The 15,233-nt window shown below is 67.6% G+C and carries 12 protein-coding genes; 2 read left to right on the top strand and 10 right to left on the bottom strand.

Going from position 1 to position 15,233, the window contains the following annotated elements:
* Positions 1-281: 281 nt before the first annotated feature.
* The gene (locus tag AC1DR1_RS19230) at positions 282-1,181 is read left to right on the top strand and encodes a hypothetical protein (RefSeq protein WP_229993910.1); all 900 of its coding nucleotides are present in this window, start codon (positions 282-284) and stop codon (positions 1,179-1,181) included.
* Positions 1,182-1,411: 230 nt separating this feature from the next.
* Here AC1DR1_RS19230 and AC1DR1_RS19225 read toward each other — a convergent pair whose 3' ends face one another.
* From AC1DR1_RS19225 to AC1DR1_RS19200, 6 genes are all read right to left on the bottom strand, one after another.
* Positions 1,412-3,109 (bottom strand): alpha-amylase family glycosyl hydrolase, encoded by a 1,698-nt coding sequence (locus tag AC1DR1_RS19225; RefSeq protein WP_476993114.1) that lies wholly within the window; start codon positions 3,107-3,109, stop codon positions 1,412-1,414.
* Complete coding sequence (locus tag AC1DR1_RS19220) at positions 3,106-4,059, bottom strand: carbohydrate ABC transporter permease (RefSeq protein WP_476993113.1); 954 nt, start codon at positions 4,057-4,059, stop codon at positions 3,106-3,108. The genes AC1DR1_RS19225 and AC1DR1_RS19220 overlap by 4 nt, the downstream gene beginning before the upstream one ends.
* Positions 4,056-5,129 (bottom strand): carbohydrate ABC transporter permease, encoded by a 1,074-nt coding sequence (locus AC1DR1_RS19215; protein ID WP_476993112.1) that lies wholly within the window; start codon positions 5,127-5,129, stop codon positions 4,056-4,058. The genes AC1DR1_RS19220 and AC1DR1_RS19215 overlap by 4 nt, the downstream gene beginning before the upstream one ends.
* 81 nt (positions 5,130-5,210) lie before the next feature.
* Entirely contained in the window at positions 5,211-6,530 is a 1,320-nt protein-coding gene (locus AC1DR1_RS19210) for an ABC transporter substrate-binding protein (RefSeq protein WP_476993111.1), read from the bottom strand.
* Between the two features lie 133 nt (positions 6,531-6,663).
* Positions 6,664-7,713 (bottom strand): LacI family DNA-binding transcriptional regulator, encoded by a 1,050-nt coding sequence (locus AC1DR1_RS19205; RefSeq protein ID WP_476993110.1) that lies wholly within the window; start codon positions 7,711-7,713, stop codon positions 6,664-6,666.
* 138 nt (positions 7,714-7,851) lie between these two features.
* Complete coding sequence (locus AC1DR1_RS19200) at positions 7,852-8,799, bottom strand: lipid kinase (RefSeq protein ID WP_476993109.1); 948 nt, start codon at positions 8,797-8,799, stop codon at positions 7,852-7,854.
* A 357-nt stretch (positions 8,800-9,156) separates the two neighbouring features.
* On the opposite strand from AC1DR1_RS19200, the gene AC1DR1_RS19195 reads away from it, so the two are divergent.
* Positions 9,157-10,323 (top strand): methyltransferase, encoded by a 1,167-nt coding sequence (locus AC1DR1_RS19195; RefSeq protein WP_476993108.1) that lies wholly within the window; start codon positions 9,157-9,159, stop codon positions 10,321-10,323.
* A 45-nt stretch (positions 10,324-10,368) separates the two neighbouring features.
* Here the strand turns inward: AC1DR1_RS19195 and AC1DR1_RS19190 are convergent, their stop codons facing one another.
* The 4 genes from AC1DR1_RS19190 to AC1DR1_RS19175 all read right to left on the bottom strand — a co-directional run bounded on the left by AC1DR1_RS19190 (position 10,369) and on the right by AC1DR1_RS19175 (position 15,175).
* Complete coding sequence (locus AC1DR1_RS19190) at positions 10,369-11,931, bottom strand: HD domain-containing phosphohydrolase (RefSeq protein ID WP_476993107.1); 1,563 nt, start codon at positions 11,929-11,931, stop codon at positions 10,369-10,371.
* Between the two features lie 54 nt (positions 11,932-11,985).
* Positions 11,986-12,741, bottom strand: coding sequence for a hypothetical protein (locus AC1DR1_RS19185; RefSeq protein WP_476993106.1), 756 nt, complete (start codon positions 12,739-12,741; stop codon positions 11,986-11,988).
* 136 nt (positions 12,742-12,877) lie between these two features.
* Positions 12,878-14,551 carry a thiamine pyrophosphate-binding protein gene (locus AC1DR1_RS19180; RefSeq protein ID WP_476993105.1) on the bottom strand — a complete coding sequence of 558 codons (1,674 nt, stop codon included), beginning with the start codon at positions 14,549-14,551 and terminating at the stop codon, positions 12,878-12,880.
* A 120-nt stretch (positions 14,552-14,671) separates the two neighbouring features.
* Positions 14,672-15,175: an Lrp/AsnC family transcriptional regulator gene (locus tag AC1DR1_RS19175; RefSeq protein WP_476993104.1), complete on the bottom strand. Its 504-nt coding sequence runs from the start codon at positions 15,173-15,175 to the stop codon at positions 14,672-14,674.
* Positions 15,176-15,233 lie beyond the last annotated feature (58 nt).

Raw genomic sequence — 15,233 nt, 5'->3', positions numbered from 1 at the left:
CCCGTCCACCACCCCGCCCGTGGAGGGCGAGTCCGGCAGCCCGTCGGCCTTGAACAGGGCGGCCGCTACACGCATCGAGCTCGGCGCGACCTGCGGCGTACTCAAGGAGTGATCCCAGGACGCGGCTCTGTCAGTGCTCCGCCCTGGTCTGCGGGCGCAAGCTTCATCAACCACCTGTTGCGTCGTGACGAGAGACAATGAGAACCCTCATGTCTGTCATAGTTGAGCTTGCGTCGTGTCGTGAAACATGACAAACCACCCGTGTCTGCCATAGTTGGGCCATGACAACACCAGAGCTCCCTGGGGTGGGCTCACAGCAGACCGCGCCCCACCAGCCACAGCAATCATCTCTCGCGCAGCAGGATCATGGGGCGCCAACTCAGACGCCGCCCCAGCCGCCGAAGGCGAAAAAGCCGTTGAACGTCCTCGGGCTCATCGCTCTCATCACAGCAGCGCTCGGGTTCATTTTCGCGTGTATTCCCGGCGCTCTCATCGTTGGCTGGATACTGCTGCCGATCGCATTCGTTCTGGCTCTCGTTTCTCTGTTCCTCAAGGACAAGCCCAAGTGGATGGGCATCACCGCCCTGATCGTGTCCATCGTGGGGACGATCGTCGGGTTTGCCGTGTTCTTCTCCGTCCTTGCGACGTCGGTCGACAACGCTATCGGCAGCGGGGACACCAAAGTCGTCGAACCGTCCAACGCAGCAGGTGGCACTAGTGGAGCGGCAGAGGCAAAGCCTGCCGCCAATGCCGGAACCCGCGAGAACCCACACCCGATCGGCTCGGTTATCGAGTCTGACGACTGGCGCCTCGTGATCAATTCGGTCTCCCTCGCCGCCACGGATTCCGTTGTCGCTGCCAGCCCCATCAATAAGCCGCCGACTGCCGGGTCGGAGTACATTATCGTGAACTACTCCACTACCTACATCGGCGATGACGCTAACGGGCAAATGCCTGCCTTCGTGTCAATTGAGTACGTCACAGCGGACGGCAAGACTGTCAATGGCCTCGACAAGCTCGTCGTCGCACCGAAGCCTATCGACACCACGAGCACGCTTTACAAGAACGCCACCGCAACGGGCAACAAGGCCATTGAAGTTCCGACCGCCACGGCCGCCCAAGGCGTCCTTGCGGTCAGGCCCGGCATGCTCGCCGACAAGACTTTCGTAGCCGTTAAGTAACACTCACAGGAAAAACGCAAAGCCCCCGGCAAAGCAGCCGGGGGCTTTGCCGTGCCGCGCCGGGAGCCATGACCGCCCTGTTTGCGATCACCAACCCCGAAGAGCCCATGGGACGCTGCCCTGCCGCCCGAGGCAAAGTCCTGGGTGATGGAGTTGAACACCAGAGCCAAGACAGTCCAGAGCGTGCCTCTAAGTCCATGCATCTCGCGGGCGGCGCGGAGGCGATGGCCTCAGTCGCGCAGCACCCACGCCGCGTTGTTCGGCTGCAGCCAGCCGTCCTCGGCCAGGGGTGCGGCGCTGAGCAGCACGGTGCCGGCCGGGAGTTTGACCGGTTCAGTGCCCATCGCGACGGCGACGAGGAAGTGCTCGTTGCGTTCGCAGATGAGGAGGTTTCCGGCCTCGACACGCCAGCTGCCGCCGTCGTCCGCGGTGAAGACCTCGGTCTTCCACAACTGCCGGCGGAGCTCCAGCGCCGCTTTGGTCAGGTTCAGGGCGGACTGCGGGTCCTGCTCCTGCCGTTCGATGGCGTGGGTTCCCCAGCCGCCCGGGATCGGGAGCCAGGGCTCGGATGCCTTCCCGGCAGGCTCAGCACGCGAGAACCCGTGGTTCAACGCCGCGTCCTCGGACCACGGCAGCGGGACACGGGCGCCGTCGCGGCACACGCCCCCTCGGGCCCACATTGGGTCCACCCGGGCACCCACCGGGACGTCGACCTCGGGCAGCCCGAGCTCCTGGCCTTGGTAGATGTACGCGGCGCCGGGCAGTCCAAGCAATGCCACGAGGGCAGCCCGCGCCCGGACGTTGCCGAGTTCGCCGCCGCCGAACCGGGTGACGGAGCGGACGATGTCGTGGTTTTCGAGCGCCCAGGTGGGGGCGGCGCCGTGGAGCTGCCGGGCGGCCTCGAGTTCGTTCCCGACGGCGGCCCACGCCTCCGGGTCCCAACCGAGCTTCACGAACGCGAATGCGAAGGCCTGCTGCATCTCGTCCGCGCGGGTGTACCGGGCTGCGCGGGACGGTTCCAGGTTGACCTCGCCCACCAGCAGCCGGTGCGGCTCATACTTCTCGGCCAGGGTGCGCCAGCGGCGGTAGACSTCGTGSACGTCCTCCTGGTCCGAGACCTGCGGGTTGGACCGCARCCCGTCCACCACCCCGCCCGTGGAGGGCGAGTCCGGCAGMCCGTCGGCCTTGAACAGCGCGTGCGCCACGTCGATGCGCAGCCCGTCCGCGCCCTTGTCGAACCAGAAACGCAGCACGCCGTCGAAGTAGTCGCCGACGGCGGGATTGCGCCAGTTCCAGTCGGGCTGACCGGCCGAGAACAGGTGCAGGTACCAGTCCTTGTCTTTCTCGGACTGAGGGTTGGCGCGGCTCCAGGCCCGGCCGCCGAAGACGCTCTGCCAGTTGTTCGGCGGGACCTCGTTGGTTGGATCGCCGGCGTCGGCCTCAGACGCAGAGCCGCTGCCGCCGTCGTCGGACGTGCCCAATGGACCCGGCACAAAGTGGAACATGTCCCGCTCCGGTGAGCCCGGGCCGGCAGCGAGGGCCGCCTGGAACAGCGGGTGCTCCGAGGAGCAGTGGTTGGGGACGACGTCGAGCAGGACCCGCAGGCCCAGCCCGTGCGCGTCAGAAAGCAGCGACTCGAACTGTTCCATGGTGCCGAACAGCGGGTCCACGCCGCAGTAGTCGGTGACGTCGTAGCCCTGGTCCACCTGTGGGGACGGCTGGAACGGGGTCATCCAGATGCCGTCGACGCCGAGCGCGGCGATGTACGGCAGCCGGGTGATGAGCCCGGCGAGGTCGCCCACGCCGTCGCCGTCGCCGTCGGCGAAGGAGCGCGGGTAAACCTCGTAGATGACGGCGGACTGCCACCAGTCGGGGGCCGGCGCGACGGTGGTTTCCTCGACGGGGCCCGCCGGCGAGACAGGGCTCATTTGCTCGCGCCCGCGGTGAGGCCTTCGACGATCCGTCGCTGGAAGATCAGCACCATAATGACCAACGGTACGGTGACGATCACGCCGGCGGCCATCTGCTCGCCGAAGGGCGCCTGGAATTCGGTGGCGCCGGTGAACTTGGAGATCGCCACCGTGGCGGTCTGGATCTTGGGATCGTTGATCATGGACAGCGCGATGATGAACTCGTTCCAGCTGTGGATGAAGGTCAGGATCGCGGTGGTGAAGACGCCCGGCGCGGCGAGCGGCAGCAGGACCCGGCGGAACGCCTGCCACTTGGTGCAGCCGTCAATCATGGCGGCTTCCTCGAGGTCGAACGGCAGGGCCTTCATGAACGTGGTGAGGTTCCAGACCGCCAGCGGGATCGCGAACGACAGGCTGGGGACGATCATCGCCTGGTAGGTGTTGATCCAGCCGAGGTCCGTGAAGAGGCGCAGCAGCGGCACCACCACGGAGATGCCGGGGAACATCGACGTCGCGATGATGACGCCCAGGATCACCGACTTGAAGCGGAAGTTCAGCCGGGAGATCGCGTAGGCGGCGAACACGCCGAGCAGCAGGGCGAACACCGTGGTGGTGCCGGCCACGATCAGGGAGTTCAGCAGGGCCTGGCCGAACATGGTGGAGCCGTCGAACACCTTGGCGTAGTTCTCCAGCGAGAACGGCGCCGGCAGCAGGGTGTTGTCGAAAATGTCGGCGGTGCGGCGGAAGCTGGAGACCAGCATCCAGTAGAACGGTGCCAGGCAGTAGGCGAAGATCAGCGCCAGGCCCAGGTACACCGAGTAGGAACGCCACGTGCGCTGCGCTTTCGGTTTGCCTGCGTTCGATTTGTCGGGGCGGCCGACGGCGGCGGTTGCGTCGGGTGCGACGGCGCCGGAGGCGCCCGGTGCGCCGGAGGAGGTGGCGGCGTTGCGGAGGTCGGAGATGGTCATCGGGCGGCCTCGGCCTTCTTCTGTTCAGCGATTGCCTGGTCAGTGATTGCCCGCGTGCCGGTTGCCTTGGTGCGGCTCTTCTTCGAGATCAGCTTGAGTTCCTTGGCGCCCGTGACGTCGGCGCCGAGCACCTTCACGAAGACGATCGCGACGACGGCAACGTACAGGAAGAGCATGATCGCGAACGCCGAGGCCGAGCCGTAGCGGAGCTGGTTGGATTCGTCCCAGGCGAGCATGGAGAGGGTTTCCACGGATTCCTTGCCGGGGCCGATCAGCACGAACGGGAGGTCGAACATGCGCAGCGCGTCGAGCATGCGGAACAGCACGGCGACCAGGAGGGTGGGCTTGACCAGCGGGAGGGTGATGGAGCCGAGCTGGCGCCACCAGCCGGCTCCGTCGATCTTGGCGGCCTCGTATACTTCGCCGGGGATGACCTGCATGCCGGCCAGGACCAGGAGGCCGATGAACGGGGCTGTCTTCCAGACTTCGGCGATGATGATGGCCGCGCGGGAGGCGTTGCCCTCGGCGGTCCAGAGGATTTCGCTGCCGAGCAGGGTGTTGGCGATGCCGTCGGACTGGAAGATCCAGCGCCACAGCAGGCCGGAGACGGCGGTGGGCACGGCCCAGGGGACCAGGATGCTGGCGCGCAGGAAGGACCGGCCGCGGAAGGCACGGTTCATGGCCAGAGCCAGGCAGAGGCCCAGGACGGTCTCGAGGAACACCGTGGTGACGGTGAAGAAGGTGGTGTTGCCGAGCGCGTTGAGGAAGCGCCGCCCGGTTTCGCCCACGAAGAGGTCGGCGTAGTTGGCCAGGCCCACGAAGGATTCGACGTCGGCCACGAAGCCGTCCGCGTCCAGTCCGGATTCGGCGCGGTAGAGGGACTGGTGCACCGCGGCGAGCAGCGGGTACACAATCACCAGGGCCAGGACCAAGATGGTGGGGGAGAGCAGCAGCGCGGCCATGCGGCCTTCGCCGGGAGTGCGGTTGGCGCGGGTGCCGCGTTTGCGCGGGCTGGCTGGCTGGGGCGTGCCGGTCTGCGCGCCGGCGGGCGGGGCGGTCGTCGTCGTCATTCTGGGACCTCACTGGGGTTGCAGCTGCCGGGCCGGACGGGATGAACCGGCCGGCCCGGCTGTTGCTCGAATAGTTCGGAATTACTTGGCGGAGAGCTCGGTGAGCTTGGCCTGCATGTCGTTCAGGGCCGTGTCTGTGTCCTTCTTGCCGGTGATGGCCGCATACGCCTCTTCCTGGATCGCCTTGGTGGTGGCGCCGTACTGGACCACCTTGGGGCGGGGCTGGGCGTTGTTCAGCGAGGTCAGCAGGGTGGGGAAGAACGGGCGCTTGGCGACGACGGCGGGGTCCGCGTAGAGGGAGGCGTACGCCGGGGCGCGGGAGGACAGGGCGAGGCGCTTCTGGGCCTGCTCCTCGCTGGTGAAGAACCTGATGAACTCCAGGGCGGTGGCCTTGTTGGCGGTGAACGGGGAGACGGCGAGGTTGCGGCCGCCGAGGGTGGAGACGCCGGGACCGTCGGTGCCGGGGATGGAGGTGATGCCGAACTTGCCGGCCACCTTGCTGGAGCCGTCCGTGGCGCTCAGGGAGGCGTGCAGGAAGGGCCAGTTGCGCAGGAAGATGAGCTTGCCGTCCTGGAACGCGCGGCGGCCCTGCTCTTCGAGGTAGGTGATGGCGTCGGAGGGGAAGAGCCCGTCCTTGAAGCCGTCCACCAGCAGGTTCAGTCCCTTCTTGGCCTCGGCGGTGTTGACGGTGGGCTTGCCCTCGGCGTCCACCACGGTGCCGCCGGCGGAGGCCACGGCCTCGGAGAAGTTGACGGTGAGGGCCTCGTTCTTGTCGAACTGGCCGGCGTAGCAGGACATGCCCGCGGCTTCGGGGAGGGCCAGGATCGCCTTGCAGGCGGTCTTCATCTCGTCCCAGGTCTTGGGCGGGGCGGCGATGCCGGCGGCCTTGAGCAGGTCCGAGCGGAAGTAGAACAGCGCGCCGTCGGTGTAGTACGGGGCGCCCACCAGGGTGTCCCGGTACGTGGCGGCGTTGACGGTGGCGGGGATCATCGTGTCCGTGGGGATCGCGTCCGCGGGCAGCGGCAGGATCCACTTGTTGGCGGCGAACTCGGAGGTCCAGACGACGTCCAGGTTCAGCACGCTGAAGGTGTCCGACTTGATCTGGGCGTTCTGGATGAGCTGCTGGCGCTGCTGGTCCGCGGAGTCCGGCAGTTCGATGAACGTGACCTTCTCCTCCGGGTGGGCGGCGTTCCACTCCTCGATGCTCTTGTTCGCGGCACCGGAGGCGTCGCGGTTGGAGACGTAGTTGATGGGGCCCTTGCCCTCGAAGGACGCGGCGGCCTTCGGGGCGCTCTTCGCTTCCGTGGCGGTCCCGCCGCAGCCGGTGAGGGCGACGGCGGCGACGGTCAGGGATGCGGTGGTGGCCAGAAGAGTCTGCCAGGAGTGGCGGCGCTGCCTCATGTGTTGCTCCTTGTTGTGGTTTGGTGCGAGTGGGTGGTGCAGGTGGTTTGGTGCATGCGGAATCGCGGCGGGTTGCCTGGTGGCACGGGGGAGTGCCGGCTGTCGCCGTTGGGGGTGGTGTTCGGGGTGTTGGCTAGCTGAGTGGGACTTGCGCGCCGGCTTGTGCGCCGGGCGGGGCGGGGTTCGCCGGGGCCGGATTCGCCGGTGTTGAGTTCGGCGGCGCGGTGGAGCCGCGTTCGATCAGCCGGTGCGGCATGATCTTCGGCCCCAGGTCGCGGGAGCGGAGCAGCTTTTTCACGGCCATCCGTCCCATTTCCTCGAGCGGCTGGGCCATGGTGCTCAAGGGCGGGTTCACGTGCAGGGAGGTGGAGGTGTTGTCGAAGCCCAGGACGGAAACGTCTTCCGGGACCCGGAGCCCGCGCCGCTGCAGTTCATTGACGACGGCGGCTCCCATCTCATCGCTCATCGCGAAGATCGCGGTGAGGCCCGGTTCCTGCACCAGCAGTTCGTCCGCGCCGGCGGCGCCGCTTTCGTAGAAAAAGCTGCCGGTGGCGGTCACCGGGGTGCAGCCGGCTTCCGTCATGGCGCGGAGATAGCCGCGTTTCCGGGGCTGGGCGACATAGATCGACGCCGGGTCCCCGGTCAGGAGACCGATGCGCCGGTGCCCGAGCCGCAGCAGGTGACGGGTCGCGTCGTAGGCTGCCTGCTCGTCGTCGATCGCCACGCTGGGCGAACCCGACTTGTCGCTGATGGCGACGGAGATGATGGGGACGTTGGGCCCCAGCAGCTGCCGCGTCTCCGGCGTGATCACCGCGGAGATGAGGATGACGCCGGCGGCCCGGTAGGTGCGCAGGGTCCGCAGGTAGCCGGCGATGTAGGCGGATTTGGCGCCGGTGCGGCCGAGCATCACGGCATAGCCGCGCTCCTGGGCTTCTTCCTCTACTCCCTGCATGACCTGGGAAGCCAACGCGTCGGAAACCATCGGGGCGAGCAGCCCGATGACGGAGGTCTGCCGGGTCTTGAGGCCGCGGGCGAGGTAGTCCGTTTCGTAGCTGAGGCTCTTGACCGCGGTCTCGACGCGTTCGCGGGTCTCGTCGGAATAGCCGACGAGTCCGTTGACGACCCGGGAGACGGTGGCCGGGGAGACACCGGCGTGCTTGGCGACGTCGCGGATGGTGACCACTGTTCCTCCTCCCTGAGCTTGGCCGGAACGCGTTACGCAAACGGTTTACGTAATCGGTTTCGTGATCTGCTGCACCAACACTAAGGGGAGATGTGCCGGAGGCGTGACTGTTTCGGAAACAACGCCCTCACGAGGGGCCTAGGCTCCCGGTCCGTCGAACAGCGCGCTGGTGCTGCTCTGCGGCACCACCACGTGGACGGCGTTGCGCTGGATGGTGAAGTCGGCCGGCGTGGTGGTGGCGATCTCGCCGTCGAGGTTCACCGGCAGCGGCTGGTCGGTGACCAGCCGGACACGCCTGGTGGTCAGGTGGTACACGCGGTCGTGTTTGATGAAGCTTCCGTCTTTGAGCAGCCGCGCGATACTCACGTGCTCCCGGACGGGCCCGGCCAGGATGGCGTAGATGTCAAGGGTGTGATCGTCGATCCCCGCCGTGGGGGAGACAGTGTTGCCGCCGCCGTAATGCCGGCCGTTGCCGACGGCCACCTGGAGCAGGTCGTCGAGCTCCATCGGCTCGTGGTCCCCGTCGGGGAACTCGAGGCGGGCCCGGAACGCCTTGTGCCGGGCATAAGCCGTCAGCGTGGCGATGCTGTACGCCAATGGCCCGATGTACCGCTTCAGGCGGGGGCTGAGAGCTTCGGTGACAGACACCGACAGGCCCACGGACGCGACGTTGAGGAATGGCTCGCCGTTGGCCCGGCCGAGGTCGATGTCCACCACCTTCCCTTCGGCGATGGTGGCGCACGCCTCGGCAAGATTGTTGGGTATCTCCAGCGTGCGGGCGAAATCGTTGGCGGTGCCCAGCGGAAGAACGCCGAGCACCACGTTGGTGCCGGCAACCCGGCCGGCGGCGTAGGACACCGTCCCGTCGCCGCCGCCGACAACCACCAGGTCGTGCCCGTCCGCAAGCACCCGGTCAAGCGTCCCGGCCAGGTCTGCCCCGGACAGCACGTGGTGCACGGAGGAGATGGGTACGCCTGCATTGCGCATCGTGTCCACGGCAAGATCGGGTGCCGCCCCTCGGCGTGATCCGGCGTTGATCACCACGGCGGCAGAGCGGGCGTCCCGGGCAGACTTCATGCGGATCATGGTAGGCGGTGGACCTGTGAATTCCCGCAAGGGGCCGGGTGGGATCTAGGACTCGCGCGGGCCCGGCGGTTAGACATGGCGTGAAGTACGACGGCGGCCGCTGGCTTTGCGCGGCGGTGACCTTCGGGTACTCCCAGTAAGGCGGCGGGACGGCGGCCACGGCACACCTGTATCCTGACCAGGCAGGTTGAATGGCTACAGCGGCCATCAACCACGCTCGGTTCGCGGCCGGATGACGGTCCGGAATCCTGGGCCGCAGCCATCCACGTCGTGGAATCACCGCCGCAATCGTCAGTCGCCGATCGGCTCCTCTGACGCTTGGAATGGATCTTTATCACTACGGACACGCCAGCTCCCGTGGGAATCCCGACGTCGGTCCTCAAGCCCTCACGCGGAGTTGCGGTGGATGATCCCGCCGTCGTGACCTGGGCCGAGGCTGGTGAGAGCATGACGGCGCGATGGCGTTCGGCGAACGGCAGACCGGCGCCGACGCGCATCGAAGTGGTCTCCGACTCTCTTACGGCCGATGATGCGAACCGGATGGCGTCACAGGGGATCGCGATGCTCTGGCACGGTGACTTCTACAACGCACGGCAGATCCTCAACGCCCTGGACCGGCGGATAGGCGCCGGAAAGAAAGAGACCGCAGCAATTCCGGCCGATAAGTTCTATCGGCACCGCCAGTCCCGCTCGCATCGCGCACGCGTTCTCGGCCTGCTGCTAATACCTCTTGATCCGGGCCTGGTGGTGCCGCTGCGCCGCGCACCGGACATCCGGCAGGCCGCCGCTGAAGCGTACGGTGATATCGGCGAACCTTCCGTTGTGTCCCTGCATGAGCTTGTCGGGGCCATTGGCGCCCACGAGTGGCGACGTAATGGTGTCTACGTCGATGCCCTGCAGGGCCGCATCCACCCGCACTATGGCACGTTCTTCCCCACCCGGTGCGAGTATGTGGATCTCGTGGCCGCCGCTGCGCTTCCCTCTGACACGCTGGCGTTCGACGTCGGAACCGGCACTGGGGTGCTCGCTGCCGTCCTCGCGCGCCGTGGCGTCCACCGCGTGGTGGCGACGGACAACGAACCGCGTGCAATCGCCTGCGCCGCTGAGAATTTCCGGAACCTCGGCGTCCAGGACCGTGCCGAGGCCGTCCTGACCGACATGTTCCCGCCCGGGCGGGCACCGCTTGTCGTGTGCAACCCTCCATGGATTCCGGCCACGCCGCATTCCACCCTGGACAACGCCGTCTACGACCCCGGGAGCAGGATGCTGTTCCGCTTCCTGAACGGACTCTCCGACCATCTGGAACCGGGCGGTGAGGGCTGGCTTGTCCTCTCCGACCTGGCCGAACACCTTGGCCTGCGGACGCGTGACGATCTGCTGGCCGCCATCACGGCGGCAGGACTGAAGGTGGTGGAACGGCTGGACACCAAGCCAACGCATCCGAAGGCATCGGACCGCGACGATCCCCTGTTCGAGGCGCGCACGGCCGAGGTCACGTCGCTGTGGCGGCTCGTTCCCCGATAGTCCCAAATTCCTGACGACGCGGCTGCGCGGTCAGGGACGGGACCGCTACCTGGCCGCGCTCCCGTACTCGGTCAGGCCGTTCCTGATCGCGAACAAGGTGGCACCCACCCGGTTGGTTGCACCGATCTTGGTGTAGATGTGCTCCACATGGTTGCGGACGGTCTTCCGGGCGAGAAACAGAGCGCCGGCGATCTCGGCCGGTGTCATTCCGCGGCACAGCATGCTGAGGATCTCCACTTCCCGCGGTGTGAGTCCACCCGCTGGGGCATGCGGACGGCGGGGCTGCTGGCCGGCCGCCACGAGCACTGCCTCCACAGCTTCCGCGGCGAGCCTGCCGGCTGAAACCTCCTGCCGGAGCCTGGCAGCCGCATCAGCCGGCGCGAGCACGGGCCGGTGCGGGCGTGGCTCCAGGGAGGCTTGGTAGGAGTCCGCAGCCGCCAAGATCCGCTGCTTTATTCCCAGCTCCGTTCCGCCAATCCCTCGCGGATAGCCGGACCCGTCGAGCCGCTCGTGGTGTGAGCCGGTGAGGGCCGCCTCGCCCTTCAGTCCGGGAACGCGGCTGAGGATCCGCTCTCCCAGATACGGATGCATTCGGATACGTTCCAGGTCCAGCCCGGAGAGGGGCTCCTTCTTATCCCACACCTGGTTGGACACCCCCAGCCGGCCCAGGTCGTGTACCCATCCTGCACGGCGGAGCTCCGTGACGTCGTCGGCCGGTAGCCCATGCTCCTCGCCCGCGGCGGCGGCGAGGGCCGCTACTGCACGGGAGTGACCTGCCGTGTAGGGAGACTTGAGGTCCGCGAAGTCGCCGATCGCTCGCAGCACCGCATCCAGCTCGTGGTCGGACAGGGGAGCGTCATTGGGAGCCAGGTCCAGGGCGGCCTGCCAGCAGTCGACGTCGAGGAGCCCTTCGGTGAGTGCCTCGGCCTGATCGATGAACAGCCCGGCCAATGCTGGATCGAACTGGCTGCCGCGGCGCGCCCGCACCATGGCCACCGCACCGGCCACGCCCTCCCTCCGCAGGAAGACCTCGGCCGTATCCGCGAGATGCATGATCCGCATCTCCAGCGGAATTTCCGGCCCCGCCACACCCTCCGGCAGGCCCTTGCCGTCCCACCGCTCGAAGGTGTGGGTGAGCAGTCCTGCCACGCCGTCGTCGAGCCCTACACTGCTGGCCAACACCCCGGCGGAGACGCAGTGCGAGGCAATCATGGTCCGCACCGCCCCGCTGCCCGTCGCAGCGAAACGCGTCCAGTAGGCAACGCGGGCGAGCGGCGGGAGGCCGGCGCCGGCGTGGCTGAACATGCCGGCATACATGGGCAGGCCACGCTGGTCGCGGTTGTAGTAGTCGGCGCGGAAGGCGATATCGTCCGTGAACAGTGCGGCGAGTTCAAAGGAATCCGCGTGGCAGCCGATCCAGGCCAGCTGGTTGGCGTAGTAGATCCTGCCCTGGCCGGCGGCGTCAACGCCGGCCGCCCCCGCGATCCGTAACGCCAGCAGGGACGCCCGCAGCATGTGCTCCATCGGTTGCCCCAGCCCCAGGTCAATGGCGAGCGACAGCGCGGCCAGGACTTCGCTGCGGCGGGGGTCAGCCGATGACTGCTTCACACCTGCCATTCTAGGAAGCCGTCAGCCAAGGCAGTAGGGATCACGCGGCGGCCGTTATGCCGCCTGGTTCTTCCCGGTCCGGGCCTGGGCAAGACCTGGTCCGGCGGGATGGGCCGTGGACGGGAACCTAACGCCCACCTGGGCTCCGAACAGTCCACGTTGCGGAAGCCAGAAGTCCGCCAGGTGGTCCTGTACAGGCAGTGCGCCCGGAACTCCCGCGTCCTCACCCCGGATGGTGGCCTGGGAATCCGTCACAAGCCACAACTGCCGCGGCTGGGCCTGGAACGTCTGGCCGTTGGGCACCACACCCGAGACTTTCATTCTGCCCGCGCCGAGCAGCGGACCGGCGAATGCTCCCATGGCCCGGAGCACCAGCTCGTTTCGCCACAGGCTTTCCGGCATGCGTACGGCCATGGCGGTCAGCATCGTGGTGGCCGCGGATGTGCCCAGCTGCAGGCGCCAGTCAACAACGCCTGGAACCGTGATCACGGCGGTGAACGGCCCGCTCCACTGGATGTCGACGTCGGTCTCCACCGTATGGTGGACGGCCGTCCCGAAGTACCGGGCGCAGCTGAGCTCGGGCGCGGCGTTGGCGTAGATGGTCCACCGGCCGCCGGGCGTGCGGTGCCAGACGGAGCGGTAGCCGGGGCCAACGGAGCTCACGGGAAAATCCCGGAAGGCCAGGTAGTGGCCGCTGGTAAAAGGTAGCCCCAGGACGGCGTAGCCGGCGAAATGCTCGGCAGCGTCTTCGGGAAGTTCGGCAAGTTTCGGCGTTGCCTCTGCTGATGACTGCGGCTGGTAGATGGTCATTGCCGCCTCCTTTTCTCTATGACCCGAGCCTATGACCGGGCCGCAGCAAGGGCATGGGGCAACTGCCCCATTTTGTGTCAGCCGCCCGGAACAGTGAACCAACGGCGTAGTCTGCGAGGTCCCGCCGCCGTCAGGGTTAGCCCGCCACCGCCGCCTTCGCGGCCTGCGAGGCCTGCATCCACTCGCTCAGCCACGGGGCCCGGACGCTAGACGTGATGCGGCAGTCGGCCACGAAGGTTCCCCTGGCGCCGGCGTCGATCCAGTCCTGGAGCGCGGAAAGGTCCGCCAGCGAGCGGATGATCGCGGATTCGGCACCGAGCGCGCGGGCGATGCCGCTGAAGTCCACCTCGGGGATCAGCATGGGCTTTTCGGTCAGGCCCTGGGAGCCGTACTGGTGGATTTCGGCTCCGTAGGCGGCATCGTTGTAGATCACCACGACGGCGCTGCTGGCCGCACCGATCAGCGATTCGAGGTCGGACAGGCCCATCAGGAAACCGCCGTCGCCGGAGGCCAGCACCAGGGTGCGGCCGTCCTCCACCGCGCGGGCTGCCCCGACGGCGCTGGCAAGGCCCAGCCCGATGGCCTGGTAGGCGGTCCCCACCATGACCAGGTCCTGGGGCCTCGGGATGCGCCAGTACATGGGTGCCCAGCCGACGAAGTGCCCTCCGTCCTGGACCACCGTGCGGCGCTCCGGCAGCACCGCATCCAATGCAGTGGCAAGGGAGCGCGGGTCCAGCCGGCCGTCCGGCGTCTCCGCTGAGCCTGCCTGGTGGCCCCGTCCCTCGGCCATGCGTTTGCGGGCTTCCGCGCGCCAGGCTTCTGCGGGGCTGGCGTCCGGCGAGGCCGGGCCATCCAGCATCTTCAGGATGTGTCCCGCGGCAGACTTCACGTCCGCGCTGACGAACGTGTCCACCCGGGGGTGCGTCGGCTGCAGGGCGGCGTCGATCTGGATGACCGTGCTGTCCGGGCCGAGCAGGTGCCCGAACCGCATGGTGAAGGGGCTCAGGCTTGCCCCGGCCACGAGGACCACATCGGCCTCACCCATGAGCCCGGCCGCGGTGTCCGTGCCGAAGCCGCCCGCGACGCCGAGATACCCGTCGCCCTGGAGGAGGTTGAGCGCCAGGGCGGTTCCGGCGGTCAGCGCGCCGAGGCGGTCGGCGAGCCCCCGGAGCTCCGGGCCGGCGCCGGCGAGATGTGCGCCGCGGCCGGCGAGGATCAGCGGCCGCTTCGCCCCGGCGAGTAGGCGGGCTACCTGCCCCAGGCCGCCGTCGACGTCGTCACTCACCGCCGGTGCCAGCGGTGCGGGAAGCTCTTCGTCCGCCGCCTCGAGGGCCGCGAGGTCGTAGGGAATGGCAATAACGACGGCGGTTCGCTTGGTGAGCGCGTATTCCACCGCCTGCTGCGTGATGGAGCCCGCGGCGTCGCGGGTCACGGTGAAGGTGGCGGCGCCGAGGCCTGCGGCGATTGCCGCCTGGTCCACGTCCTGGGGCCGGGCGCCGCTGCTCGGAGCGTCCCCGGTGACCAGCACCACGGGGATTTCCGCCTGGACCGCCTCTGCGAGGGCGGTGAGTGCATTGGTGTAGCCGGGGCCATAGGTGGTGGTGCCCGCTGCGAGGCGTCCTGACGTCCGGTAGTAGGCGTCGGCCGCGGCGATGGCGGCGCCTTCATGGCGGACGGCGGAGAAACGGAGGCCCAGCTTTTCCGCGGCGTCCAGGAAGTAGACGTTTCCGTTGCCCATCACGCCGAAGACATCGCTGAGGTAGCTGCTGAGAACCTGCGCCACGCGGCCGGAGACGGTAAGTGAAGTCATGCAGGAATCATGTGGGCTGGTTCACAGATAGGCAAGAGAGACGGATTTGATTGGGATTCTTGGCAGGAAGTGGCAGTGCTAACTGAAAATATGCCCACTTGTGGCGTGCGTCACCTGGATTTACCTCGAAGGGCGGGATTCCTGCTCGGAGAGCCGGCTCAGGAGGCCGTCGTAGCGGGGCGGCATGAGTTCCAGTACGGAAATGGCCGTGCTGGTCCGCTGGATCCCCTCAATTTCCAGGATCTCGTTGGTGATGCGGTATAGGTCGGCCGTGCTGCGTGCCACCACCTTCGCCATGAGGTCCGCGTCCCCGGTCGTGGCGTGCACCTCGATGACCTCCGGGATCGCGGCTAGCCCGTCCTCCACCGCACCTGTCCGCGTCTGGCTGATGGAGAGTGAGAGGAAGGCCATGAGGTCGTAGCCCAGCGCGGCGGGATCCAGCCTCCGGCTGAAGGAGCGGAGGGCGCCGCTGCGCTCCAGCCGTGCCAGCCGGGCGTGGACTGTGTTCCGTGCGACGCCGAGCGTCCGCGAGAGTGCCAGGGCGCTGGCTTCGGGATCCTTGTCGAGGGCCAGGATGATCCTGCCGTCGAGGGAATCCAGGGTGCGGGGGTTCGGGATGGTCATATTTTCACCGCAGACTGTAGAAGTTGAGCAGAAGTCCCAATGGGTTGAGGGTATCTTG

This window comes from Arthrobacter sp. P4_F10 (assembly GCF_056401435.1).
Note: the sequence above shows the minus strand (reverse complement) of the source record. Positions and strands in the feature narration are given on the sequence as shown.

Excerpts from the sequence above, each read along its gene's own strand:
- AC1DR1_RS19230 (WP_229993910.1), top strand. The coding sequence starts at position 282 with ATGACAACACCAGAGCTCCCTGGGGTGGGCTCACAGCAGACCGCGCCC.
- AC1DR1_RS19175 (WP_476993104.1), bottom strand. The coding sequence starts at position 15,175 with ATGACCATCCCGAACCCCCGCACCCTGGATTCCCTCGACGGCAGGATC.
- AC1DR1_RS19215 (WP_476993112.1), bottom strand. The coding sequence starts at position 5,129 with ATGACGACGACGACCGCCCCGCCCGCCGGCGCGCAGACCGGCACGCCC.
- AC1DR1_RS19180 (WP_476993105.1), bottom strand. The coding sequence starts at position 14,551 with ATGACTTCACTTACCGTCTCCGGCCGCGTGGCGCAGGTTCTCAGCAGC.
- AC1DR1_RS19185 (WP_476993106.1), bottom strand. The coding sequence starts at position 12,741 with ATGACCATCTACCAGCCGCAGTCATCAGCAGAGGCAACGCCGAAACTT.
- AC1DR1_RS19200 (WP_476993109.1), bottom strand. The coding sequence starts at position 8,799 with ATGATCCGCATGAAGTCTGCCCGGGACGCCCGCTCTGCCGCCGTGGTG.
- AC1DR1_RS19210 (WP_476993111.1), bottom strand. The coding sequence starts at position 6,530 with ATGAGGCAGCGCCGCCACTCCTGGCAGACTCTTCTGGCCACCACCGCA.
- AC1DR1_RS19220 (WP_476993113.1), bottom strand. The coding sequence starts at position 4,059 with ATGACCATCTCCGACCTCCGCAACGCCGCCACCTCCTCCGGCGCACCG.